Here is a 24,751-nt window from a genome sequence, read left to right as displayed (position 1 = left end):
TTCACTTCGTTTAGAAGTGAAAGTGGGGGATTCCTAAGTAAAGAGTTCTATTGAACTCTAATTTATTAGGCTATCTCCGCAGTCCTTGCGGTTAGAAGCCTTATCGCTTCATTCTTTAGATTGATACTTGCGTTAATATCCCTATCATGGTGTGTAAGGCAAGAAGGGCAGTCCCATTTACGTAGGTTGAGATTTTTAACGTCTTTGTTTTGATATCCACAACAAGAACATAATTGGCTTGAAGCAAATGTTTTCGATACGACAATGATTTGTTTGCCGTACCATTTCGCTTTATATTCCAACATGGTTCGAAACTGTGACCATGATACCTCACTAATCGCTTTTGCTAACTTATGATTCTTTAACATATTAGATACTTGCAAATCTTCTATACCGATAACATCGTGGTTTTTGATGATTTCAGTTGAGATTTTGTCCAAGTAATCTTTTCTGGCATTTGCCATGTATTCATGAATTCTAGCTACCTTTACTCGTTGTTTATTCCACCGAGAAGATCCTTTCATTCTTCTAGAAAGAACACGCTGTGCTTTTACCAACTTCTCTTCTAACGATCGAAAAAACTTCGGATTTTTATAGGTTGTTCCATCTGACAAAATGGCGAAATCTTTTAGTCCCACATCCATTCCAATGTAAGAATTTGTTTTCGGAAGTTCTTGTACTTCTGTTTCCACTAACAATGACACAAAGTATCTGCCAGAAGAGTTCCGTCTAACCGTAGCATTTAAAATACGTCCCTTTACTTCACGACTTTTGGCAAATCGAACAAGACCGAGTTTTGGTAATTTCATTTTGTTTCCTACAACGGCAATGTTTTCATTTGTTTGTTTTGTGGTGTAAGATTGTACGTTGTTTTTCTTAGATTTGAAACGCGGGGCACTGTTTTGTTTTTTGAAAAAGCGTGTATAAGCATCCGCAAGGTTGCGAACAGACGACTGAATCGCAATACTATCCACTTCTTTTAACCAAACAAACTCTTTCTTCATGGCAGGAAGTTTGGCAGAGCATGTCCCATATGTCAAACCTTTTCCTGTTTCTTTGTATGCATTTTCCCATAGAGATAGGAAATGATTGAATACAAAACGAGAACAGCCAATCGTTTTATTGATTAGGGTCGCTTGTGCTTTATTTGGATAGATACGAAATTTATATGCTTTATTGATTATCATTCGTTTCACCCCCATTTCGATATGTGTCTATCATACAACAAACGTACATTCGATAGGTAGTGAAGTAACAGTTTATGTATGTCGAACAATTAAGATGGCTTCCTGCCATCCCTTGTCCGAAGCCAATTCATCTCCCACCTACTCACTTCGCGTTCCTTGAGGAAGGAGTCTTCTTGGTTAAAATGATAAAAAAAAGAAAACTTAATTAAGTTTTCTTTTTTTTGTTATTCCAAATCTGATTAGTTTTCATAAAATATCTTATGTTTCCGCTGGAACGGATAAGTTTTAATTTCATCTGTATCTAAATTTTCATGAAATAAATGAATAGCTATAATTTGTCTACAATCATAGGTATGGTAATAATATGTACCAGACTCCATACACATTGCGCTTGTATAAATGGTATTATCTAATGTACCTTCTTCCGTTATTACTCCACCTTTTGGAACCTCACAATTTGATAAGATATGAAAAATGGCCGATATGCCCTCTTCTTCGTTATCTATACCTTGAATATTTTGTTTGCCATACGCTGCCCGAACAAACCTTGATGGTGGGGTGAAATCCCCAGGGAGTCCCATCGAACCTGAACCTTGTCCAAAAGCACTTAATGGTACACCCCCCCATTGTGTTGGCGCATATGGCTGCGATTTAAGACCGATATATTGTCTTAAATTTTGTAAATGCCAGTTAAACTCAGGACTATTGGTCATTACCCCAAGAGGATTATCATATATTTTTAGTCCTTCAGTTGTCGGCTCTAGTACAATACAATCTCCCCATTTATCCGCTAAAATCCAATGTAGCGGTGGAGTAACCCCTAAAACAGGTAATGGTACATCCAAAAAGGAAATACTATCTACAGAGTTCTTTAACTTTTCGACAGAATTGAATTGTGTGAGACTCCATGCCACAAAATCAAATGGAGCCAGATTCGTTTTATTTTCATCTATACTGTTACTATAACTTGCGAATCCTGGAAAATAGAGTGTTGCACATGTCATACCTGATTCATTTACTCCGTCCGCCAGGATGATCCTTCCTTGATGGTTAATCCCCATCCCTACAACAGCTTGTTTCGCCTCGATGGTTTCACCAGTTATATTGTTCCATTGATAACTTCGAGGAACTATTATTACTTCTTGATTGAAATCTAATGTAAAATCCATCGTTCTTGCAAAAAGATGCTGATCGCTTTTTGTCTGTAATGTCAAACTGGTACACATAAAGAACACCCCTTTATTTAGTTTCTTTGAACAAAAACCATTTAATTTCTATCCTTAGGTTAATAGGCATGTATCGTGACCTCTATTAAAAAATATGGTTTTTATTTCGATCTTCCTTGCACCCAAGCAGCAATATCATTTATAACATACTCAGGGATATTAGCAGGACTATAATATTCATCTGGTTTACTTAACTCCCCATCTCCTTCTGTAAAGAAGTGATTTAACTTTGGATATAGTCGATAATCAACGTTATCTCGCTCTTTTAATTGTTCTTTCCAAAGAGAAATTTCGATTTTTGATTGAACTTGATAGTCTCTTTCTCCTTGAATAATAAGAAGCGGTGTCTTTTGTTCTTTTGACATTTCTGCTGCTTTAATTTTACGAATAGAATCCCAAAATACTGCTGATCCTAAATAAAAATCCTTTGGAGGATTCTGACTAGAGAAATTGGGATTATTTAATAATTCAAATTGCGATTTGTAAAATTTATATTCATCCGGTTTCATTGCTCCAATGGAAAAAAGATACTCAAATTGATCTAAAACAACATCTTGGATCGTACGGGCTGGTCCTCCCATCACGATTGCCCCAGCAATATTTTGATTTTGGTCTTTTTCAATCATTTTCGGAAGCATCATTCCACCTTGACTATGACCAAGAATATAAATTTGATTCTTATCTATCATAGGCTCATTTTGAAGAAAATGAGTCACAAGAAGAGCATCATCTGTTGTCTCTTTATCAACTGTATAAAAAGGACTGGACTGTGTTTTCAATCCATGTTCATAAGTTCGTTTATTATAGCGAAGGACAGCAATTCCTTTCGAGGCAAGACCCTCAGCTAAATCGCGAAATGGTTTTAAAGCAAACGCTGTTTCATCCTGATCGCTTGCCCCAGATCCTTGAACAAGAATAACCGAAGGGAAAGGACCCTTTCCCTTCGGAACAGACAATGTTCCTGGTAATGGAAACGCACCACTTCCAACTACTACTTCTTTATCAATGAATGATTCAGGCTTACTATATGATGGACGCTCTGCAACAGGACTATACGACATGCTAAGTTGAAAATCATCTATTTTTCCAGATGGATCTAGTCTAATTAGTAAAGGTACTGTAAATTGTTCAAAGGCTAATTTAATCTCTACATTTGTATGAACGGAATTTGTCTCTTTTTGTGTTACCTCTCCAATTCCCATAAAAGTACCTGCTTGTAATTGCACAGGGAGTCCCTTCCAATAGCTCTTCAGCCATTCTTCGGATATTATTTTCTGTAATGATCGAGAAGTTAAATCAACTGCAGATTTATAATCTTCTGTATCCAGATAACGGATAAATGAAAGGGTAGTAGCTATAACAGGGTTTTCATCGTCAGTATTGCCTATTTTTTTATATTTGTGTTTGTTTCCTTTAATGTCGAAATAAATTGGTGATAGAATGGATTTTTATATGTACCAGGATATAAGCTTGATTTCAATACATCCATATTCCGTCCCTCATACAAACTTGAAGAACTCGCGAAATTTTTAGGTGAAATTACTTCCTCCGCATATGAAACTGAAGGAATAGTTATTGTACAAATGGCACTGACAAGTAATAACTTATTCCCTATTGTTTTTTTCGTGCTCATATTTATTGATTCTCCCTTCAAAATTAAGATTTTTTAATACAGCATGCCATGTACTATAAGGAAAATTAAAATTATCAAAGAGATTAATAGTCTACTTTATGATCCCCCCTAACAGATTAAAAAGCTATTATAAACAAACTTCAATAAAAAATGCCTTCACCCTCTTTTTTTGATTGGATTTTTGAGTGACATGGAAGGGTTCTGATGCAAAAACTTCAAGGTAATTACGAGTAATCTCTAAAACTCGGTCATACTGATACTATTACTCTAAAAAGGTGTGTGATCGGTATGGAAAAGAAAAATTGGTTCAAATGGAAGCACTATCCGCCTGATATTATTTTATTAACGGTACAACCTAGGTTTTCATGATTTGGTGGAAACGATGGAGGAATGGGGTTTATCCATTTCTCATACAACGATTATGCGTTGGGTTCGTCAGTATGGTCCTGAATCCGACGTTACCTCAAACAAATAACTGACTCTTGGAGAGTCGATGAAACCTATATCAAAGTAAAAGGTCAATGGATGTACCTGTATCGTGCTGTTGATTCAAACGGAAACACAATCGATTTTTGCCTAAGCAAAACAAGAGATCATAAGGCTGCAAGGCGGTTTTTCAAGAAAGCTTTGCGCTTTTGTTATGTTTCAAAGCCACGTATGATAACAGTCGATAAGAATCCAGCTTATCCGATAGCAATTGAACAATTAAAAAAAGAAAAAAGCATACCTAGCGGTATGCGACTTAGACAACAAAAGTACTTGAATAACATAGTAGAACAAAATCATCGCTTTATAAAGAAGCGAATCCGTTCTATGCTAGGTCTTAAATCTTTTGACACAGCTACATCCATTCTTTCTGGAGTAGAAGCCATGCATATGATTAAAAAAGAACAGATTGCTTTATGGAACCAGTCTGTCCAAAATCAAAAAGAGTTCATCCATCAATTGTTTGGACTTGCAATATAAGATACGATTCCGTTAGGTATATATGTGCTTTATTCTCTTTTGTTTTATTTTTGCACCAGAACCTGATTTATATTCATTACGCTGGCAAACTGAAATTTTGTTCAAGACATGGAAATCTTTCTTTCAAATTGACAAGTGCAAAAAAATCCAGAAAGAACGCCTAGATTGCCCTGAATCGACGAATTCAAAGTCAACCTATGGAGTAGAAGCTGCTCCATAGGTTGACTTTGTTAGGCAAAGCAAGGCGCTAGCCCCTAAATATATCCTTAAATTTATAAAACATTGCCCTAAAAGAACTTATAGTCTTTCTACAAGTTCTTTTTTTAATTAAAAAGAACTGAAAATAAACTTTTGAATAGAAGTTTATTATATAAAAAATAAATAAGCCAAACAAAAATCATTTTCCACTTTAATACATTCTTAATGGAGAAACTTGGGGCATTAAATCTTCCCTAAAAGTCCCCTTTTTTTCGAGTTCCTTTATGGCTTCCTCTAAATAAACCTTGTTTCAAACACTAATAGCATTGATTATGATATTGAGTGCACTTGCTCGTTGTAATTGATCTTGGCGCGCGCGTTCTCTAAATTCCCCAAGTTTTCCAAAGAAGATAGCGCTGGCAAGTGCATTCACAGCTTCCCCTTTATTTAGTCCCCTTTGTATACGTCTTCTCAAGGTTTTACTTGAAATATAATTCAGAGTAAATAAAGTTTTTTCTATATTAAAGAGTTGAAAATTTTTTAATCTCCAGACATACAATGAAAGGCATGACAATTCGATATCATATTTTTTGCATTAAGTAAAAAAATGAGCGCAAAAGAAACAAAGTAAGTCCAAATCTAAATGTATACTTTCAGGAAACAATGTTTGTATAGACCCACCCGCTTATAATTTGATAATGTATGAAAGGACTTAAATGTTCCAAAATATAATATACTGATTCTATTTTACATTCCTAAAATAGCTCCAATACAAAATCGAATAAACAAATTATATTATATTATCAAAAACACAATATAAGTCAGGAGAAGAAAGGTATGAATAAAAATTATAAATCCTCTTTATTAGCAGCATGGATTAGCGTAATAAGTAACGTATTTCTAACTTTCATTAAGATTATAGTTGGATTCCTTTTCAAGAGTCAGGTGTTATTGGCTGATGGTATACATAACGCTGCTGATGTTGTAGCATCTGCGGTATCCTTAGGTTCGATGAAAATTTCAAATCAGCCTGCTGATGAAGACCATCCGTATGGTCACGGAAAAGCCGAAGTCATTTCTTCAGGAATTGTAGCTATTATTTTAATTCTAGCAGCTATATTTATGGCCTACGAGTCAATAAAGGCTTTATTCCATCCAGCAAACGAGCCTCATATGATCGCTTTTGTAGCGGCTGTTGTTTCTTTAGTTTGGAAACAAATTCTATATGTATATACAATCCGGATTGGACGAAAGACAAATAGTAAAGGGCTTATCGCAACGGCATATGACCATCTTGCTGATGTTTATGCTTCAATTGCTGCTGTAATTGGAATTGGGGTTGCTTTGTTAAACAATATATATTCAATCCCATATGCAGCTTATGGTGATCCATTAGCCGGGATTATTGTTTCCTTTTTTGTTTTAAAACTTGCAATTAGTATGGGGAAAGAAGCTATATATATATTAATGGAAGGTGGACTACCTACTGAGAAAAGTAGTGAATATATGAAGATCATTCAGGCACATCCATTGGTAAAAAGGATTGATAGAATGCGTGCCCGTGAACATGGACACTATATTTTGATCGATGTTAGGATTAGTGTCCCAGCCTATTTAAGTATCCAACAAGGACACGATATTTGTAGAGAGATAAAAACAACGATTATGAAACAAGATCCAGAAGTAGATGAAGTACTTATCCACTTAAACCCATGGTATGACAAAAGATAAGTCTATTATATTTTTCGAGTATAAGTTTTTAGCAGCTATTTGTACAGCTGCTTTTTTATTTTTGAATTATTGTTTAAGACCTGTTTTTCTACTCCTTAATTAAGAAATTGTTAAACGCCATTTAAGGAATTTTCCTCATAATAAAAATTATAGACACACAAGAAAGTTGGTATTTTCACATGAGTACAATAATAAAGACCGTTAATTTAACGAAGATGTATGGTAATCAGGGTTCTGTTGCAAAGTTTCCTACATGAAGCTACACTCGAGAAAACAGGATATAGGAGAATCAGACATGAGGTACTTTAAAGGAAAACAATTCAAGAGAGATATCATTTTAGTAGCTGTCGGCTACTACTGCCGTTTTTCTTTAAGTTATCGCGATGTATCTGAAATTCTGAAAGAACGTGGTATTTCAGTTCATCCAACAACCATCATGCGATGGGTTCATGAATATGGAAATCTCATCTATCAATTTTGGAAAGTAAAAAATAAATCTGCACGCTTATCTTGGCATTTGGATGAGACGTATATCAAAGTTAAGGGAGAATGGCATTATCTCTATCGTGCAATTGATAAAGATGGAAACACGTTGGATATTCAACTTCGTAAAAAAAGGGATCATCCGGCTGCCTATGCCTTTATGAAAAGATGAGTAAAACATTTTGGAGAACCAACAGTTCTCACTACAGACAAAGCTCCGGCCTTGCTTTGTGCGTTCAAAAAACTGAAGAAGAACGGCTTTTATGTACGTACAAAACATTGTACCGTTAAATATCTCATTAACCTGATTGAACAGGATCATAGGCATGTAAAGAGACGTTTTGCCAAATTAATTTCTTGCCCATCTTTTTTTACAAATCGAAACGTGATTTTTTCATTGTTTTCCATGTTCTAACCCCCTAAATGACTAAAGAATGATAATGGATTGGACAAGGGTATTTTTTTATAACTATGTGCACCCCGCCCACAATGAGGGGGGTACGGCAACCATTCCTTCTTTTTAGATCCACTCACAAATGATTGAGTCAACAGTGGCAAGAGAATTTAGAACAAACACAGATTAGTCTTGATATATTTTTCAACATACTGAAGGTGCAGACTCAATCATATTTAGTGACTGAGCCTGCACCTTCAATTTATAGATTATTTTTTTTATAAATATGTTTTTATACATATGCGTTTTATATAGTGGCTTCTAATAATAAGGAAGTAAATAATTTGCATACAAATAAAGCTTACTAATACAATAATTGAGCTTTGAATAACGGACATTTCCCTACTTACTGTTTGTCCTAATTGATGCAGAGTAAGAAATGCAAAACTGCTGTGAACCATAGCCACTACAATCGGTAAGAAAAATAGTAGCATCATTTGTCTTGTCACGATTTGCTTTAACTCACTTTGGCTTAAACCTAATTTTGAAATCATTTGATATTGCTCTTGATCCCGTTCTAAATCAGTAAATAGACGGAAATATAAAAAGCTTAGCGTAAATACGAAAAATACAATCCCCACCATTACACTTGAGATAGAAAGTAATCCGTTTTGTTGTTTTAATTCAAGCCATCTTAAATACAAAGATGAAAACATATAATAATCATCTTGATTCTTACCAATAATCTTCATAAGTTTAGTAGAAACTGCATTCGTTTCAGACCAATTTTTAACGATAAAACCGTATATAGTGTAATCTCGAAGTACGTTTTCTTGTTGAGCATTTTGGACCTTATTATAAACAGCATCAGAGACAATAACAGGCTTTTCGATTAAAGATAATTCTGGGATATAAATTGTTTTTTGTACAGAAAGTTGAACCTCTATTTGACCATGTATTATTTCAAAAGTTTTTATATCCTCCGCACTTTTCTCGTTCTTATTTAGTCGTATTGCAATGCTATCATTTTCATTTGTTAATTTCGCTATTTCATACCCTAATTGTTTTGCATATTGATTATACGTAGATAGATTAATTAACGCCAATCCGTTTAGTGTCCTTTTAAATTCTGTTGCAACAAGTTTATAAGAAAATCCATATTCTTTTAATTGCTTCTTTATCTCTTCAATATGGGCTTTTTCTTGTATATTCCCCTTATCCGATCGATACGTAAATGCATATGGGGTCTCATGTTTTGCTAATTCTGGATTTCCAATAGCTGTACATACTCCAATTGCTGTAAAAGAAACGGCAGATATAATTGTAACGATAAAGAACGTTCTCGCATTATCCTTCATTCGATACATCAATTCTGAAATAACAAGGAGATTGGTTCTTTTAAAGAATGTAGCTTCTTTATTCTTTAAAGTATATAACACATAGACACACAATTGAGTAAAGAAAAAATAGGTTCCAAATACAATTAATAAGACGCCCACTCCTACAAGTAGTAATAATTGATCTAAATCCATGTAATACACCGCGACGATACTGTAGTGAACGCTGGAGTAACCTGCCCCAAATAAAATAAGTACCAACAGAGATATCCAACGAGAGACTTTTGGCTCTGGTTTTGGTTTTTCCTCTGATTTTATGAGTTCTACAAGCTCATTCATTTTCACCATTTTTGATGTAAACAATGAAATGAGTAGAAATAAAACAAAAAAGGACATTGCTGTTACTAGCATTGCCTTTAATGGAAAGTAAAATGCTAATGTTTGCTCTACTCCTAATAAAGACCCACTAACTAGTAAAAATAATTTAGAAAAAACCATCCCAAGTCCGATGCCTACTACTATAGAAGGGATTCCAATCAACATATTTTCGAAAAAAATTAATCGATGAAGCTGTTGATGAGACATTCCATGTAACATTAATAATCCAAACTCTTTTTTTCTATTTTTTAAAAATGCACTAACAGAATAGAAAATAAATAAGAAAGAAAAGACAAAGATTAAGTAATACGATAAATGAAATCCTATTCTCCCAAATGTACTCATGATGGTACTTACATGAGTCAGTTCGCCTTGTAGGTTCGGATGAAAGATAAGTAGTCCATAAGTGAAAAAAATCAATACCGCAAATGTACTACTAAAAAAATGACCAAGATATATTCGTTGATTCCTTAAAACATTATTGAATGCGAGCTGTCTAAAAGTCATGTTTATTCCCCCCTAACATAGAAAGACTCTCCATAATATTTTTATAAAATAATGGGCGATCATCATTGTTGCCTTTTCTTCTCTATTTAATAGTGTTAATATCTCCATTACGTCTTGAGAGGCTTTAGAATCTAGGTTTCCTGTCGGCTCATCTGCAAGAACCAATTTAGGAGAGTGAATGAGTGCTCGGGCAATCGCTGTTTCCTGCGCTTGTCCTCCTGATATTTCATATGTTCGTTTATTTAAAATTTCGTTAATACCTAATTTTCCCGAAACAGATTCTACTCGTTTATTTATTCTTTTCACATTCATGCCATCTAATACAAGCGGAAGAACCATATTCTCTTTTACTGTTAATGTATGCAGTAGGTTAAAAGATTGAAAAACGAACCCTAATTCCTGTCTGCGAAATAAGGCCAAATCATTTACCGAAAGTTGATATGGATTTTTACTATGAATGTATACACTACCTGATGTTGGCGAGTCAATAGTAGATATCATATTCCATAACGTTGTTTTCCCACTATCCGAAGGACCCATAACCGCAACAAATTCTCCCTCTGTTATTGTTAAATTAATATTTGAAAGTGCCATGTGTGAAACATTTCCTGTGTATCCTTTACTAAGATCTTTTACTTTTATTTTTACTGCTTTCATATGAGAAATCCCCTCCAAATTCACACAATAAAAATGAGATTTTATAGATGATGCCCCTTATCCCCTAAATCATTTCCGTACCCTTGCACGCACTATACAGATAAAGGCGAAGTCTTCAAACAGACTCCGCCTTTTCGATGTATCATGAATTACAGCCAGTACTAGTAGCCTTTTCATAATATTTCTTAAAAAACTTTGCAACAGAACCAAATTTACGTTATTTCTTTGCGGAAATAGGTTGAAGCCAACTATCTTTACCATTTAAGTGTACTTCAAAAACATATATAGGCTGAGAGAAACCTTTTGTATCAGTGTAGTAATCTATACTATATTTTGTAATGGATAATGTATCACCTGCTTTGAAAGATACTATAGGATCGAAGTCTCCTTGTTTCAGTTTTTGAAATGCTTCCTTTGGAGAAAGAATTTCAACATCCCGAACATGTGATTTTTTTGTACCGTAATATTTATAAACAGGCATTTTTTTCCCTTCGTCTTTTAACTCTATTGATGTTTTTATAGCAACTTGAGACATATCAGTTTTTGTAATGGGATCAATAGGCATATTTCCAAATTCCTTCATTTGATACGAAATAATTATTCCGATTGCGACGAAACTTACTGTAATGGGAAGGTATAAATATTTGATTATTTTTGTATCTGTTTCATTTTTTTTCAAAAATATAAAAACTATGTTTAACACAGAATATCCTAGCATCATACCTAAAGTATTATGAAGTAAATCTGCTAGTTCCATACTTCCTCGTTGCAGTGTAAATTCAAGAATTTCAATCAATAAACTTGCTATAATTGAGATGATTAACATCCATTTTGTTTTTTGAAAAACCTTACTAAATAAAGGGAATAAAATTCCTAACGGAAAAAGCATACCTATATTCACAAAGATATGGAAGAAGGAAGTAAATGAAAATGTATTCCATGCTTTTTTATAAACACTAAGTACATCAAAGTCAATTGTTCTTGCAAAGGCCATATCATCTGAACGACCAAATGAAGTAGCTGATAATGCAAGGGAATAATATCCCGCTATTAAAACAAACAATATAATTTGTTTTACAGTAAGTTTCTTTTCTCTTTTACATATCTTTTTGTATACTACAAAATAACTAAAAACAAATACAAGTAGTAACAAAAATGTGAGTTGTATCATAGGAATCGCATAACTAGCGATTAGACTGAAAATAATGTTCATTTTACACCTCTGTTTTTATGAATATAATTTTGTACATATGCATTTTATATAGTGATCTCTAATAATAATGAAGTAAATAATTTGCATGCAAATATAGATTACTAATACAACAATCGAGCTTTGAATCACAGACATTTCCCTATTTGTTATTTGCCCTAATTGGTGCAAAGTTAGAAATGCAAAATTGCTGTGAATCATAGCCACTACAATCTGTAAGAAAAATAGAATCATCATTTATCTTGTCACAATTCATGTTCTAGTTTCGTATTTCCTTATTTAAACTACAATAATTGGTCGAATGCTTTAAGAACTAAAACAACTTAATATCCCAACACAGATTTTCTCATGAATGTATCTGTTATTCATTGTAGTAGTTAGATTATTTTTCTCATATTGAATTACCTTACATTTTTCTTACACGCTCGTAATGTTTCTGAAAATACAGTTTATAATTCTCGAAGCAATGACTCTTTTTTGGGGGATATAGCAAAGTGGGATCTTTTATATGCACAATACTATACCGAACTAGATTTCAGTATAGTATTTTTTGCAACTCATTGTTTTTTTTGCCAAACACGTATAAAAATCAATAGTATGAAAGTAAACTACTAGATAAAAGTTTACTTTCGGTTTTATCAGAAAAACAAAGAGAACTTGTAGTAATTACTACAAGTTCTCTTTGAGATGATGAAACAACATTTGAATGCCTTCCGTTATAATGGTTTACTAGAATTTTATCATTATGAATAACTATTAATGCGGAAGCTGTACTATAATTAAGTTCTTTTATTTTATCTACATACGAAATTAAGTGTTTATACTCATCCGTCATCTCTCTTATGCCTCCATATATATTATGTGTTTACAACAAAAAAGCCCACTTGTATAAGGGGGCACTGCGCTGCAAAAGGAATTACATTTAGCAAATGACGCCAACATGGGTTCCTACTGTCCCATGTCACCTAATACTATAGTTGATTCAACTTAATAAATAAAATCCTTCTTTTAATATAGAATTTATCTTTATTTTTGCTTTTCTATAACTACCAAATAGAATATACGTGCTAATTTACTTAAGTATATATTTCCTAAAGAACATTTACACTTCCCCTTTAGTAGAGTCAATGAAAAGGAAGATGTTTTTATCGATATTTCACTAGCAAAACAGCTTCAACTATTCTCTCAGGAATTACACCATCATTTATAACTTCAGATTCTTCAAAGGCTCGCAAAAGATGTAGAATTTATTCGTTAGGGAAGTAATTTTAAACAAGGCTGAATAAGATAAAGTCGTCATGCCGTTAAAGAAAACGATAATCTTCAAAAATACGAGCTGAATTTACTTAAATAACTGTCAAGAAATATTTTTTTGTTTTGGGGGTTCCTCAAAATAGTAGCTTGATGGGCATAGGGTACAGCAGAGTAATTGATAATCTCCTTTCTTGTTTTTCTCTCTATTTTTTTGTTGCTTACATTAGAAAAGCTAAACTGTATAATAACTCATATTAAACTTATAAATAGACTTGCTAGTAACTTTTCATACTAATTATTCCTTTCTTCATGCTGTAATACTTAATAGATAATCTAAATAATAAAAGTGTTCCACATTTACAAAAAAAATAATTAACTATAAGATGAATTAGACTACATAAGGGAGGGTTATATGTTACATACAAAGAGATGGAGATTTTTTGCGGTTCTTTCTATTGTAGGTTTGATTTTACTAATTTTATTAAAAATCAACTTTATTTCAATTACTATCGCAACTTCTTCAGCTGAAAGAGGAAAAATATTTGATCAAAATGGTGTAATACTAGCTACAAATAAGAAAGTTAAGTCTTTATATTGCACTTCTAATGATGAAAGGCTATCGGATCATGATACATCAAACACATTAGCTTTTTTCAATCAATTTTCAAAAGAATTTCAACATGACATTTCTGCAGAGGACATAAATTCACAATTACAACAATCTTGTAAAAAGCAGACTATGAATGATATACCGTTATACTCTGACATAAATGAGAGTGAACTTACATTCATAAACAAAAACAAACCCAATAATGTAATAATTAAAGATGAATGGATTCGATATTATCCTAAACACGAAATTGGTTCACAGCTAATTGGGTATGTAGAAAATGACCTTAATTCTAAGTATGGACCTGTTGGGAAAAGTGGGATTGAGCTGCAATATGAGAATGACTTAAAAGGAAAATCCGGAAAAACTCTGATTTTTAAAATGAATAATACAAAGTTCTTATGGAATATTCAAAAAGTACAAAAAGGAAAAGATATCCGGCTAGCTTTAGACTCGAAATTGCAGCAAAAAACAGAGGAAGCATTACGATCTCAAATTAAGAAATCACCTGATGTTAAAGCTGGTTATGTTGTAGTAACCGATGTAAAAACTGGCGCAATTTTAACTATGGCCAACTCGGCAGTATTTAATCCAAATGCATTAAATACACATGTATCATCTAAAAATGAAAACTTTAAATCACTTTCGCAAAATAAGGCAGTTCAAAAATTAAAGTATGGTGGATCTTATGTGAATATGGCCTCTACTATAAAGCCTCTTACTATTTTAATTGGATTAAACGAAAAGCTTTTTCAACCCGAAGATACTTATTTAGATAAGGGTACTTTTCAGTATGATAATCAAAATAACATTACGAATGCACCTGGAACGCCAACAGGTGAGATTACACCGAGGCAGGCTATCATTAATTCATCTAACACCTTTATGACAGCAAAAGTAGCTCTGCCCTTATTCAACCAAAATAATGGGAATATAGAAAAAGTGGCACATATATGGACAGATTATTTAATGCAATTCGGCCTACGTTCTAAAACCGGGATTGATTTACCCTTTGAAGAAGACGGACAATATGAATTCCATCCATCTAATAAGTTTGAAAAGGGAATCTCCGCTCTATTAAATGCCTCTTCGGGAGGAAATGAAGTGCATACCCCTCTTCAACTCGCTCAATATGCAGCAACTTTGGCAAGTAAAGGTGATAAATATAAACCTCAAATTGTAAGTGCTATTATTGATCAGGACGGTAAGGAAACAAAAAAGTTTAAACCAATTTTAGAAAGTTCAAATCGTTATCCTATGGAATTTTGGAGTGTCGTGCAAGGTGGAATGAGTCAAAATATAGAGGAGATTAAAAATTTACCCTTTCATGTCGCAGGTAAAACGGGTAGTACAGGTTCTCCGAATGAGCAAGAAAGAATGATAAATCATTCTCTTTTCATTTCATATGCTCCTATTGAAGATCCACAAATCGCCATTTCTGTCGTTATTCCTGGAAGTAATTCAGAAAAAAACATCGCTGCCCTCGTTACAGCAGAAGTTTTAGAGTTCTGGCATACACTTCAATAAGAAAATAAAAACAAAGAGGAAGGTTCATTAAAGTGAACCTTCCTCTTTTACCATATAGAATCTATATTTATTATTTTCCACATACCTTCATGATCCTTTTCGAACACAAATGAATATTTAATATCCGTTAAAACATACTCTTTTTGCACATACCCAGTATTACCGTTAAATGTCGATATTTTTATATATCCATCCTTCTGCACTTTTTCTGGAATCCAAGCTTTTACCATTTCATTAGATACTTCATATAAAATTTGTGATTCTCGTTTTGGTTCAGCTAAAATTTTCGTTTTATTTCCAGTAACAGTTACATATATAAAATGCGCTTGCTTTGATTGGTCACTTTCTGTCATTCCACTTGGTACTTTATATACTTTCTTTGTATCATTTGCAAATTCTCCCCCCATTGTAAGAGCGACTTGCAACTCATGAAAAATATCTTCATCAAACTTCAATTCATCTTTCTTATAACTCTTCCCTTTAAATAGAACTTCATCATTTAACGCTCTATACAAATCATTTTCATTTTTTGAAGTTGTACTTTGATATAAATCATTCATAAATTGTTTCAATGATGGATCTTGAGCAGATTCATCTTTTGTTTTCGGCTTAATTTGAGTACTACTTTGTACCGGTGATTTATTATCATCAAGCCCAGGTTGTTGGACAATGAAAAATAACATTGTACAAACCAAAACAACTACAACAGGCAATGCTTTTTTACGAAATGGTCTCTTATATGTTACAGAATCTACTTCACTATTTTGATATACCGATTGCTTTATTTTATAAATAAATTCTTCTTCATATTTCCGATGCTCCATTGGGCCTTTTTTCAATTTATTATACCAGTCAGGATTTTTTTTACTGTTCATCACTTCTACCCTCCCCCATTAGTTTTGAAACTTTACTTCTCGCTCGACTTAATCTAGATTTGACTGTTCCTATTGATACACCTAATGTTTCAGCCATTTCTTCATAAGATAATTCATATTTCGCGTCCAATATTAGTATTTCACGGTGTTTTTTAGGTAGTTTTAATACAACATCCCATACATCATTCATTTCCTCTTGCTTAAAAAATTCTTGTTCTGCCGATGGAGATTGCTTATCTTCACTAAAAAATCCCACTAAAGATATCCTTTTAAAATAAGAGGATTTCAAATAGTTTATTGCCGTATTTCTTGTAATTTTTAATATCCACGTTTTAATAGATGACTCCTTTCGAAACGAATGCCAATGTTTAAAAACCTTAATAAATACATCTTGTGTGATGTCATCTGATAAGTGTGGATCTTTCGTAATAATAAATGAATAATTCCATACATCTTGCCAATAGTCTTTTATAACATACTCAAGCTCATCATGATTACATTTTTCAATAAACTTCTGTTCCATTTCCACACCTCAAACTTATTTGAATAAACATAAAACTTCCCTCACTTTTAATATGGTTTCAATATATAGACATGATACAAGTTTCATTTGTTCCATACCGCTTTTTTCTATATAGCTACGCATTCTTTATTTCCTCTTGACGTTACGTAGCTCTTCTTGCGCCCTTTGTATTTTGGTCCTGGTGCAAAAACAACGTAAAAGAGAATAAAACATATATATTCCTAACGAAATCGTATTTTATGTTACAAGTCCATCTACTATATTATTCAAGTACTTTTGTTGTCTAAGTTGCTTACTATCAGGTATGCCTTTTTCTTTTTTCAACTACTCAATTGCTATAGAATAAGCCGGATTGTTATCGACTGTTATTACACGTGGCTTCGAAACATGAAAAGGCCGCAGCGCTATATAATAAGAAAATTCCGGATTCAAACTTTCTATTTTTGGTACGTTTAATTTATAGAAAACAAATAACAACATAATTTTCTCAATAAGTAATATTCTTATTTCAATACAAAATTCTTACAATTGATGCTATACCTGTATTAAGGGGAGCGTTTTAGTTAATTAGGGAGAAAAATTGTAAAAATGATATGGGAGGAACAAAAAATGTCATTGAAAAAGAAATTAGGTGTTGGAGTGGTTTCAGCCGCTCTTGGTATGTCTTTAATTGGTGGGGGAACATATGCATATTTTAGCGATCAAGTTGTAACAAATAATACATTTGCTGCAGGTACATTGGATTTAGCTATGCAACCAACTACTTCACTTAACTTAGAAAATTTAAAACCTGGGGACAAAATATTAAAGAAATTCAATTTAAAAAATAGTGGTACATTAGATATTAAAGATATCATGATGAAAATAGACTATACTGTAAACGACTTAAAACAAAATAATACTACAGAAGATTTCGGTAAACATATTAAAGTACAATTTCTTTGGGATTGGGATCCTGCAAAAAGCCCTGCATACGAGACAACCCTTGCAGAACTAAAATCACAAAGTTCAGAGATTGTCTCCAAAAAAGTATTTCATTCTAAGTGGACTGAAACAGGGGGGTTAAAACCTGGGAAAATGGATTGGTTTTGGATAAAGTTTGTATTTGAAGACAACGGCACAGATCAGAACGTGTTCCAAGGGGATAGTATTGCGTTAAAAATGGAGTTCCAAGCCAATCAAACAGAGGGAAAAGAAAGATAATTTTACAAAAATATCGTTGGGAAAATGTAAAACTGAGCTTGTAATTTTTTATAATTTGTCAAATTGACCATCATATTTCCATATAAAAAACCAGTGATACTAGTACATGTGTAGGATATCACTGGTTTTTTTGAGTTTAACATTTTGTATGTTTTGTAAAACTATTTTTCTTTCGGAAGTACAATTCTTTTATACAATTGAACTGTAATCAAGTAGTAAATTAAGTAAATTACTACGAAAATGACAAGTGGCAACCAAATTCGAAAATACGGATCAATCAAAAGCGGACCGAACATGTTCATACCAACTAATACGTGAACAATACCCACAATTGCTGGGACTAAGAATACAAAGAATAACTCTTTATAAATCGATTGTGTTAATAACTTTCGGCGAACACCGATTTTACGAAGCATTTGATAACGTGTACAATCTTTGGATGCACCAGACAGAACTTTAAACATCAGACAACTTGCCATCATTGCTAAGAACGCAATTCCAACGAAGAAGCCCATAAACATGAGTCCGCTAGAAAGACTTTGGTTCGACTTATATGTTTGATACTTACTACCCAGTTCTTCTGCTTTCACATTTGTATATTTAACTACCTGTAATTCATCAAGTTTTTTCCATTCTTTTACGTATGTACCGAAATTATCCGCTTTACCAATAAATACTTTATTTTCTGTACCTTTCATACTATCGTATATGTTTTGATTGACAATTTTCACTTCATGATTCGGATACATATACTTTGGTTGAATTGTTTGGAAAGCATCGCTCCATTGTTTTGGTTTTCCATCATCTTTACCCCATTGTCTTGACAATGCAAATGCATTCATGGAGATTTTTTCTGAAACTTTCATTGTCTTCTCATTTTTTCTATCTTTTACTAAAGGACGATTATTCTCTAACTCTTCTTTTATATAATACACATACGTATCATCCACCTTGTAGCGATATTCAAGTTGTTCTTTAAATGGAATACCGTCTAGCAATTTCTTTTCTTCCACTGTTGGATTATGAACTACCGAATCATAAATGGTTCCTTTATCAGTCTGTTTTAGAACATCGTTTTTAAATGCCATACCACAAGCAATTCCACCAGCTCCAAGAGCTACTAAGATTGCTACCGTTGCCAACACGTTTGTTAGACTGTTCATACGGAAGTTTAATTGCGCAAAAGTAAAAGCATTCAGCCCTTTTTCCCTACGTTTTTTATTACTATGTACCTTTTTCATCATAACGGGGAGAAGGGATCCAAATAGCATGTACGTACCAACTGTAGCTGTGATTAATCCAATAGCCATGAATGTAGGAATGCTTATTATATCTTCTCCTTGTAGCTGTGATATATAGATCAGTGATGTATAACCAATACCTAGTAAAAGTAAACCAAGGAATGCAACTACAGCTGTCATTTTCCCTTTTACTGCGACACGTTCTGTTTGTTCATCTGCATGTACAAGTTGCAAAACAGAAATACGTGACAATTTCATACTATTCATGATGGCTGATAGTACAAATAAGACAAAAAAGAAGATGCAAGTAACAGCCATAGACGGAATATAAAATGCTTGATACCCCTCACCAGAAAACTCCAACTGTTTCATCAATAACTGACCGATACCGTCAGCAAGTCCCACACCAATTGTAATTCCAATCACAAGAGACGCTGCGCCTAATACGATTGTTTCAATAAACATAAGTAGTGTAACTTTATGCTTTTTTGCTCCTAACATCATATACATCCCAAACTCTTTTTGGCGAAGGGATAATAAGAAAGAATTTGCATATAAAATATAGAAGAACGTTATGATTGCTAGTAAAACCGAACCAATTTGAAATGCAAATACAATAGCAGCTACATTTGAATTAGATTCAAGAAATGCTTTATTTTGCGCTAGCGTTTGGAACATATAGAAAATTGAAATAGATATAATAAGACCCACAAGTAAGACAATATAGTCTTGCAACTTAATTTTTAGTCCTGACATGGAAATTTTAAATAACATACTTGAGCGTCCTTCCTTATCCTTTTTGAGTGCCTAAGTCTGCCAGCACGTCTAAAATTTCTTTATAAAACTTTTCACGGGTACCACCACGATGAATTTCTTTATAGAGCTCACCATCTTGAATGAATAAAATACGTTGACAGTAACTAGCACTATACGGATCGTGCGTAACCATCATTATAGACACACCTTGTTCTGTATTTAAGTTTGTCATGGCATCCAGTAAACTCGTTGCATTTTTAGAATCTAGAGCTCCAGTCGGCTCGTCTCCTAAAATAATTGCTGGTTCATGAACTAACGCACGTGCTGCGGCGGAACGTTGCTTTTGTCCACCAGATACTTCAGAAGGATACTTTTGAAGTATTGCTGAAATGTCTAACATATCAGCTACTTTTTCTACTTTCTGTCCAATATTTCGTGATGAAACACCTTGAAGGGAAAGTGAAAGAGCGATGTTTTCGTAAATAGATAAGTTCTCCAATAAGTTAAAGTCTTGGAAAATGAATCCTAACTTTTGTGAACGGAAATCAGAAAGCTCACCTTGTTTCATTTTCGTAATATCTGTTCCTGCAATTTCAACAACGCCGCCCGTTGCTTTATCTAACGTTGAAATTACATTTAATAATGTCGTTTTACCAGAACCAGATAGTCCCATAATTCCGACAAACTCACCTCCTTGAATTGAGAATGAAACACCTTTTAACGCGTGTGATTGGTTCTCACCTTTTTTACCGTACACTTTTTGGACGTTTTTTACGTCTACAACTAGTTTCGTCATATATATCCTCCTACGTTTGTTTTTTCATTTCTTTAAAATAAGTTGCTATTCATATTTGTTACTAACAAAATAGTCATGTTGCATCTACCTTTTCCATAAGGCTGTCACGATGTATCCAATTGAAAGCTGTAAAGAAAATTTTATTTTAATCTCTCCACTCACCTCATCGCTTTGAATACATACATGATAAACTATAAAAATTAGGAAACACCCTGTAAAATCCTTAAGAATTCTTAAGTTTTATAAAAAAAGCTTATGGAACCTGTAATTCCATAAGCCAGTCTATTTGATTGGATGTTCAACAATAAAAGACATCCAGCCATCATTATATTCTGCATGTATATTACCATCATGAAGTTCAACAATTCTTTTTGAAATAGCAAGCCCCAGACCATTTCCCTGGTCATCTTTTCTTGCCTTGTCCCCCCTGAAAAACCTTTCAAACAATTTATTTGGATCGCTAACAGGCGGTTTCTCGACTTTATTTGACACTTTCAAAATTGCTTTGTTATCCATTAATTCAAGACATACGGATAATTCAGATGGTTTCATGCTGTACTTTATCGCATTCATAAACAGATTTTCATAAACACGTACCATTTTTTCTACATCTATGAAGATAGGTATTGTTTCTTGTGTAATTGATTTTTGAACGATTAAGCGTTCCTTTTCAAATATAGGAATGTATTCTCCAACTATTTGCTCCAACAAACCTGATAAATCGACTTCATTTAAGTTTAAATTAGCATCAATGCCTGATAAACGGGTATATTCAAACAGCTCACTAATTAAATATTTCAGTCTCTGTGACTTTGAATACGTGGTTTCAAGATATTCCTGTAATTGTGTGTTACTGTTGTATTGCCCTCTTTTTAATAAATCTATATAGCCAATAATAGATGTTAACGGTGTGCGTAAATCATGAGATACGTTCGTTATAAGTTCATTTTTTGTACGTTCTAATCGTCTTTCTTGTTCAAATGTATTTTCCAATTCCTTGGACATATAGTTGATATTTTGAGCAAGTTGGGTCAATTCGTCCTTCCCCTTAAACCCAATTGTCAAACCCAATTTTCCATTGGCAATATCATTTACATTATCCGAAATGAGCTTCAAATATACTATTTTCCGTCGAACCAATATCAAAAAAAGTATGATAAAGGTAAAGATTGCGAACGCGAATAAGAAAAATAATGCCAAATTGGATTCAAACATACCAAACTCTTCGTGTTTTACAAATAATGGATCTATGACGTATAATAAAATAAGGATTGTTAAACCAAATGAAATAAAAAAACTAACTGCAACAGCACCAAGAAGTTTTATAATGATCTTATTTCTAAAACTAACATTCTTCATATTTTATATCCAATTCCCCACACAGTTTTAATATAAATGGGATGTTTAGAATCCTCTTCTATTTTGTCTCTTATTTTTGTAATATGCACCATGACGGTATTGTCTGATTTATAAAAAACCTCTTCCCAAACTGCTTCATATATTTTTGCTACACTCAGGACAATCCCTTTGTTACGGGCAAGTAGTTCGAGTATATCAAACTCTTTTGGAGTTAGCCTTGTTTCCTTTCCCCTTACGCATACTTGACGTGTATCTGTATTCACGGCTAAATCACCAATTTCTAGGATACTTTTATTATGATCTATTGACGTATTGTATTTTTTAAACCTTCTTAATTGGAATTTTACCCTAGCGATTAATTCCAATGGGTTAAACGGTTTTGATAAATAATCGTCGGCACCAGAGGCTAGACCCTGAATTTTGTCTATATCCTCTGATTTTGCAGATAGCATAATGATAGGCATATTGCGGTCTTCCCTAATCTTCATACAAGCTTCAATACCATCCATATTCGGCATCATAATATCCAAAATAATAAGATCAAACTCCTTTTCTTCTAACAGTTGTAAAGCTTCCATAGCATCTTCTGTCTTTTGAGTTTTCAGTCCTTCATTTTCCAAATAAACAGAGATAAGATTTCTAATCTCTTTATCATCATCAACAATAAGAATTTTTGAATCCATATTATTCCTCCACATTTTTTCTCGTATTGAACAACTAAAGACATAAGCAGGGGAAACATTTCTATCTTACTTTCTTCAAATTAATTCCTTCAATTATTTTGTCTCCAATAAACCTTGAATTTGAAAGGGCTGCAACAACTAATTTCTAGTTCATTATATACATAAAATAAGAAAGTTAACTATTTTCATACTTAACCCTTCACAGGTTTGAATTCATAATCATACACTAGCATCCAAATCTTAAGAAAAAAGGAGAAAAGTTCTTAAGAATTCTTAAGCTTTCTACAGCATTTTGACATAAGAATTTATGGTGAATAGTCATTCGAGAAGACCAACTAGTTGCTTACCAATCTTTAAAGAGAGACTGGACGCTATACAAGGAAAAAGATGGTAAACTTAAGGTTTGGGAAGAAGGAGAATTTTTAAAGTCAACAAATGATGTATGGGTTAGTAAAAACAATAATTCCCCTTGGGCGTTTCAAATTATGTTAATTGATAGTGTAGAAAGTTATTGGATCTATAAAAGAGCAAAATTGATTAAAAGAGCAATAAACGAAATGTTTTTAAGAACGCCCGAAGTGATACCTTATTTGAAACCTGAAGTCCAACTTCTCTATAAAGCTGGCTCTTCTCAAGTCAGGGAAAAGGACTCTAATGATTTTCAATCAATTCTACCAATACTTTCACTACAAGAAAAAGAATGGCTTAAAGTATCTTTAAAACAACAATTCCCAGAAGGACATGCTTGGATTAAATATTTAAATTAAAATGTTTTTGAGCTAATCGGTTTATTAATTTAACAATACATTATACTTTATTAAAATCAATATTTACATTGAATACATGTAAATGATGTGGGAACCATTGATATTCCAATAGTTCTCACATCGAAGTTAAGATAATCGGAAAATGCTGGCGGTACCCCTACTATCACACAAGAATTGTTCCTTAGCACTTTCTAAGGCTTTTTCTATCCATATTATTAATTGCATCAAGATTATAAGCACGTTATAATAGTCACCTAATTACATATAAAGAGGTGCAGGAAATGAATAAGACAGAATTAACAAAAGTAGTAGCAGAAAAAGCAGAACTTACACAAAAAGATGCAGCTGCAGCAATACAAGCTGTATTAGATACAATATCAACTGCGCTAGCAAATGACGAGAAAGTACAGATTCTTGGATTTGGTACATTTGAGGTACGTGAAAGATCTGCACGTACAGGTCGTAACCCACAAACAGGTGAAGAAATGCAAATCGCGGCTTCAAAAGCACCTGCTTTTAAGGCTGGAAAAGAATTAAAAGCGGCAGTGAAATAATTACATATAGTGAAAAGGGTTTGATATTCATATCAGACCCTTTTTCAATAGCTTTTTTGCTCATAAAACAAAAAAGTATCATCCAAAATATATATATCGGATGATACCCCTTCATTTTTAAACATATTATTTCTAAGTACACATCATGCAAAATTTATACAAATAATATAGATTCCCCAAAGAATGTAACCAACTGTGTTATATAAACATAGTAAGTTCGAAACCAGTGAGTTTTCTTTCTCCTTTTATTTTTCGCAAATACAGATAAAATCATTAATAATATAGAAGCATTATATATATTTTCTATAATAGTAATAACTGATTAACTCCTCAACTGTAAATTACTTAGTATAGAATAAGCATATCATATGAAAGTTTAACTTACTTCAAATCCACTTTTTTTCAACAAAATATACTTAATATTTTCATATTTAACTACTATACTTGGTTAAAAAGATGAAAGAATCTCTTTTGTATTAATAGATTCACAAAAGAGATTCTTATTTTAGTAAATTTACTTATAAGGTACCAGGCTAATTATTCCTGAGGATTAGGTGTAATAGATGCCGGAGCTGGTCCGCAAGTTACTGTAAAACCAAATAGTACCACTGGGTTTACGGATGTATGGTGACCCCTACTTGCTTGTTTTTTTATATACGTCTATCAAAATACACATATCTCATTATTCTAATAAAA

Annotated in this window: 16 protein-coding genes and 8 pseudogenes; 8 read left to right on the top strand and 16 right to left on the bottom strand. The window is 33.1% G+C overall.

Features of this window, described 5'->3' with window-relative positions; translation table 11 throughout:
• Positions 1-65: 65 nt before the first annotated feature.
• The 3 genes and pseudogenes from tnpB to SJY24_RS31030 all read right to left on the bottom strand — a co-directional run bounded on the left by tnpB (position 66) and on the right by SJY24_RS31030 (position 4,046).
• Positions 66-1,187, bottom strand: coding sequence for an IS200/IS605 family element RNA-guided endonuclease TnpB (tnpB, locus tag SJY24_RS31040; RefSeq protein ID WP_377867456.1), 1,122 nt, complete (start codon positions 1,185-1,187; stop codon positions 66-68).
• 239 nt (positions 1,188-1,426) lie between these two features.
• Positions 1,427-2,413 (bottom strand): choloylglycine hydrolase family protein, encoded by a 987-nt coding sequence (locus tag SJY24_RS31035; protein WP_377867455.1) that lies wholly within the window; start codon positions 2,411-2,413, stop codon positions 1,427-1,429.
• Between the two features lie 101 nt (positions 2,414-2,514).
• Positions 2,515-4,046: pseudogene (locus SJY24_RS31030) on the bottom strand (alpha/beta hydrolase).
• Positions 4,047-4,334: 288 nt separating this feature from the next.
• Between SJY24_RS31030 and SJY24_RS31025 the strand changes: the two are divergent.
• Both SJY24_RS31025 and SJY24_RS31020 read left to right on the top strand, forming a co-directional pair.
• Positions 4,335-5,012, top strand: a pseudogene (locus tag SJY24_RS31025) (IS6 family transposase).
• Between the two features lie 64 nt (positions 5,013-5,076).
• Positions 5,077-5,181 (top strand): annotated as a pseudogene (locus tag SJY24_RS31020) (transposase); the annotation flags it as partial.
• Positions 5,182-5,433: 252 nt separating this feature from the next.
• Here SJY24_RS31020 and SJY24_RS31015 read toward each other — a convergent pair.
• Positions 5,434-5,742, bottom strand: a pseudogene (locus tag SJY24_RS31015) (Tn3 family transposase); the annotation flags it as partial.
• A 305-nt stretch (positions 5,743-6,047) separates the two neighbouring features.
• Here SJY24_RS31015 and SJY24_RS31010 point away from each other — a divergent pair.
• Both SJY24_RS31010 and SJY24_RS31005 read left to right on the top strand, forming a co-directional pair.
• The gene (locus tag SJY24_RS31010; protein ID WP_098765522.1) at positions 6,048-6,941 is read left to right on the top strand and encodes a cation diffusion facilitator family transporter; all 894 of its coding nucleotides are present in this window, start codon (positions 6,048-6,050) and stop codon (positions 6,939-6,941) included.
• A gap of 295 nt (positions 6,942-7,236) precedes the next feature.
• Positions 7,237-7,764 (top strand): annotated as a pseudogene (locus tag SJY24_RS31005) (IS6 family transposase); the annotation flags it as partial.
• A gap of 332 nt (positions 7,765-8,096) precedes the next feature.
• Here the strand turns inward: SJY24_RS31005 and SJY24_RS31000 are convergent.
• The 5 genes and pseudogenes from SJY24_RS31000 to SJY24_RS30980 form a co-directional block, all read right to left on the bottom strand.
• Positions 8,097-10,040, bottom strand: a complete 1,944-nt coding sequence (locus SJY24_RS31000; protein ID WP_377867454.1) for an FtsX-like permease family protein — start codon at positions 10,038-10,040, stop codon at positions 8,097-8,099.
• Positions 10,030-10,697, bottom strand: a pseudogene (locus SJY24_RS30995) (ABC transporter ATP-binding protein). The gene SJY24_RS31000 and the pseudogene SJY24_RS30995 overlap by 11 nt, the downstream one beginning before the upstream one ends.
• Before the next feature lie 217 nt (positions 10,698-10,914).
• Complete coding sequence (locus tag SJY24_RS30990; protein ID WP_377867453.1) at positions 10,915-11,910, bottom strand: VanZ family protein; 996 nt, start codon at positions 11,908-11,910, stop codon at positions 10,915-10,917.
• A 15-nt stretch (positions 11,911-11,925) separates the two neighbouring features.
• A pseudogene (locus SJY24_RS30985) lies at positions 11,926-12,144 on the bottom strand (ABC transporter permease); the annotation flags it as partial.
• A 352-nt stretch (positions 12,145-12,496) separates the two neighbouring features.
• On the bottom strand, positions 12,497-12,742 hold the full coding sequence (locus SJY24_RS30980; RefSeq protein WP_000129107.1) for a hypothetical protein: 246 nt from the start codon (positions 12,740-12,742) through the stop codon (positions 12,497-12,499).
• A gap of 831 nt (positions 12,743-13,573) precedes the next feature.
• Between SJY24_RS30980 and SJY24_RS30975 the strand changes: the two genes are divergently transcribed.
• The gene (locus tag SJY24_RS30975) at positions 13,574-15,298 is read left to right on the top strand and encodes a peptidoglycan D,D-transpeptidase FtsI family protein (RefSeq protein ID WP_377867452.1); all 1,725 of its coding nucleotides are present in this window, start codon (positions 13,574-13,576) and stop codon (positions 15,296-15,298) included.
• 47 nt (positions 15,299-15,345) lie between these two features.
• On the opposite strand, the gene SJY24_RS30970 is transcribed toward SJY24_RS30975, so the two are convergent.
• The 3 genes and pseudogenes from SJY24_RS30970 to SJY24_RS30960 form a co-directional block, all read right to left on the bottom strand.
• Complete coding sequence (locus SJY24_RS30970; RefSeq protein ID WP_377867451.1) at positions 15,346-16,173, bottom strand: SH3 domain-containing protein; 828 nt, start codon at positions 16,171-16,173, stop codon at positions 15,346-15,348.
• Positions 16,163-16,696, bottom strand: coding sequence for an RNA polymerase sigma factor (locus tag SJY24_RS30965; RefSeq protein WP_377867450.1), 534 nt, complete (start codon positions 16,694-16,696; stop codon positions 16,163-16,165). Before SJY24_RS30965 ends, SJY24_RS30970 begins: the two co-directional genes overlap by 11 nt.
• A 252-nt stretch (positions 16,697-16,948) precedes the next feature.
• Positions 16,949-17,101: pseudogene (locus SJY24_RS30960) on the bottom strand (IS6 family transposase); the annotation flags it as partial.
• A gap of 204 nt (positions 17,102-17,305) precedes the next feature.
• On the opposite strand from SJY24_RS30960, the gene SJY24_RS30955 reads away from it, so the two are divergent.
• The gene (locus tag SJY24_RS30955) at positions 17,306-17,899 is read left to right on the top strand and encodes a TasA family protein (protein WP_377867449.1); all 594 of its coding nucleotides are present in this window, start codon (positions 17,306-17,308) and stop codon (positions 17,897-17,899) included.
• A gap of 161 nt (positions 17,900-18,060) precedes the next feature.
• On the opposite strand, the gene SJY24_RS30950 is transcribed toward SJY24_RS30955, so the two are convergent.
• The 4 genes from SJY24_RS30950 to SJY24_RS30935 form a co-directional block, all read right to left on the bottom strand.
• Positions 18,061-19,914: an FtsX-like permease family protein gene (locus SJY24_RS30950; protein WP_377867448.1), complete on the bottom strand. Its 1,854-nt coding sequence runs from the start codon at positions 19,912-19,914 to the stop codon at positions 18,061-18,063.
• A gap of 16 nt (positions 19,915-19,930) precedes the next feature.
• The gene (locus SJY24_RS30945; RefSeq protein ID WP_377867447.1) at positions 19,931-20,692 is read right to left on the bottom strand and encodes an ABC transporter ATP-binding protein; all 762 of its coding nucleotides are present in this window, start codon (positions 20,690-20,692) and stop codon (positions 19,931-19,933) included.
• A gap of 282 nt (positions 20,693-20,974) precedes the next feature.
• A complete protein-coding gene (locus SJY24_RS30940; protein WP_377867446.1) occupies positions 20,975-22,051 on the bottom strand; it encodes a HAMP domain-containing sensor histidine kinase in 1,077 nt (358 codons plus the stop codon).
• Positions 22,048-22,734, bottom strand: coding sequence for a response regulator transcription factor (locus SJY24_RS30935; RefSeq protein WP_377867445.1), 687 nt, complete (start codon positions 22,732-22,734; stop codon positions 22,048-22,050). Before SJY24_RS30935 ends, SJY24_RS30940 begins: the two co-directional genes overlap by 4 nt.
• 485 nt (positions 22,735-23,219) lie before the next feature.
• Here SJY24_RS30935 and SJY24_RS30930 point away from each other — a divergent pair, with 485 nt between their 5' ends.
• Together SJY24_RS30930 and SJY24_RS30925 are read left to right on the top strand one after the other, a co-directional pair.
• Positions 23,220-23,501 (top strand): hypothetical protein, encoded by a 282-nt coding sequence (locus tag SJY24_RS30930; RefSeq protein WP_377867444.1) that lies wholly within the window; start codon positions 23,220-23,222, stop codon positions 23,499-23,501.
• Between the two features lie 281 nt (positions 23,502-23,782).
• A complete protein-coding gene (locus SJY24_RS30925) occupies positions 23,783-24,055 on the top strand; it encodes an HU family DNA-binding protein (protein ID WP_001043939.1) in 273 nt (90 codons plus the stop codon).
• The last annotated feature ends 696 nt before the right edge of the window (positions 24,056-24,751 follow it).

Origin of the sequence: Bacillus sp. R86525 (genome assembly GCF_042466195.1) — a bacterium.
Taxonomy (GTDB): Bacteria; Bacillota; Bacilli; order Bacillales; family Bacillaceae_G; genus Bacillus_A; species Bacillus_A nitratireducens.
Note: the sequence above shows the minus strand (reverse complement) of the source record. Positions and strands in the feature narration are given on the sequence as shown.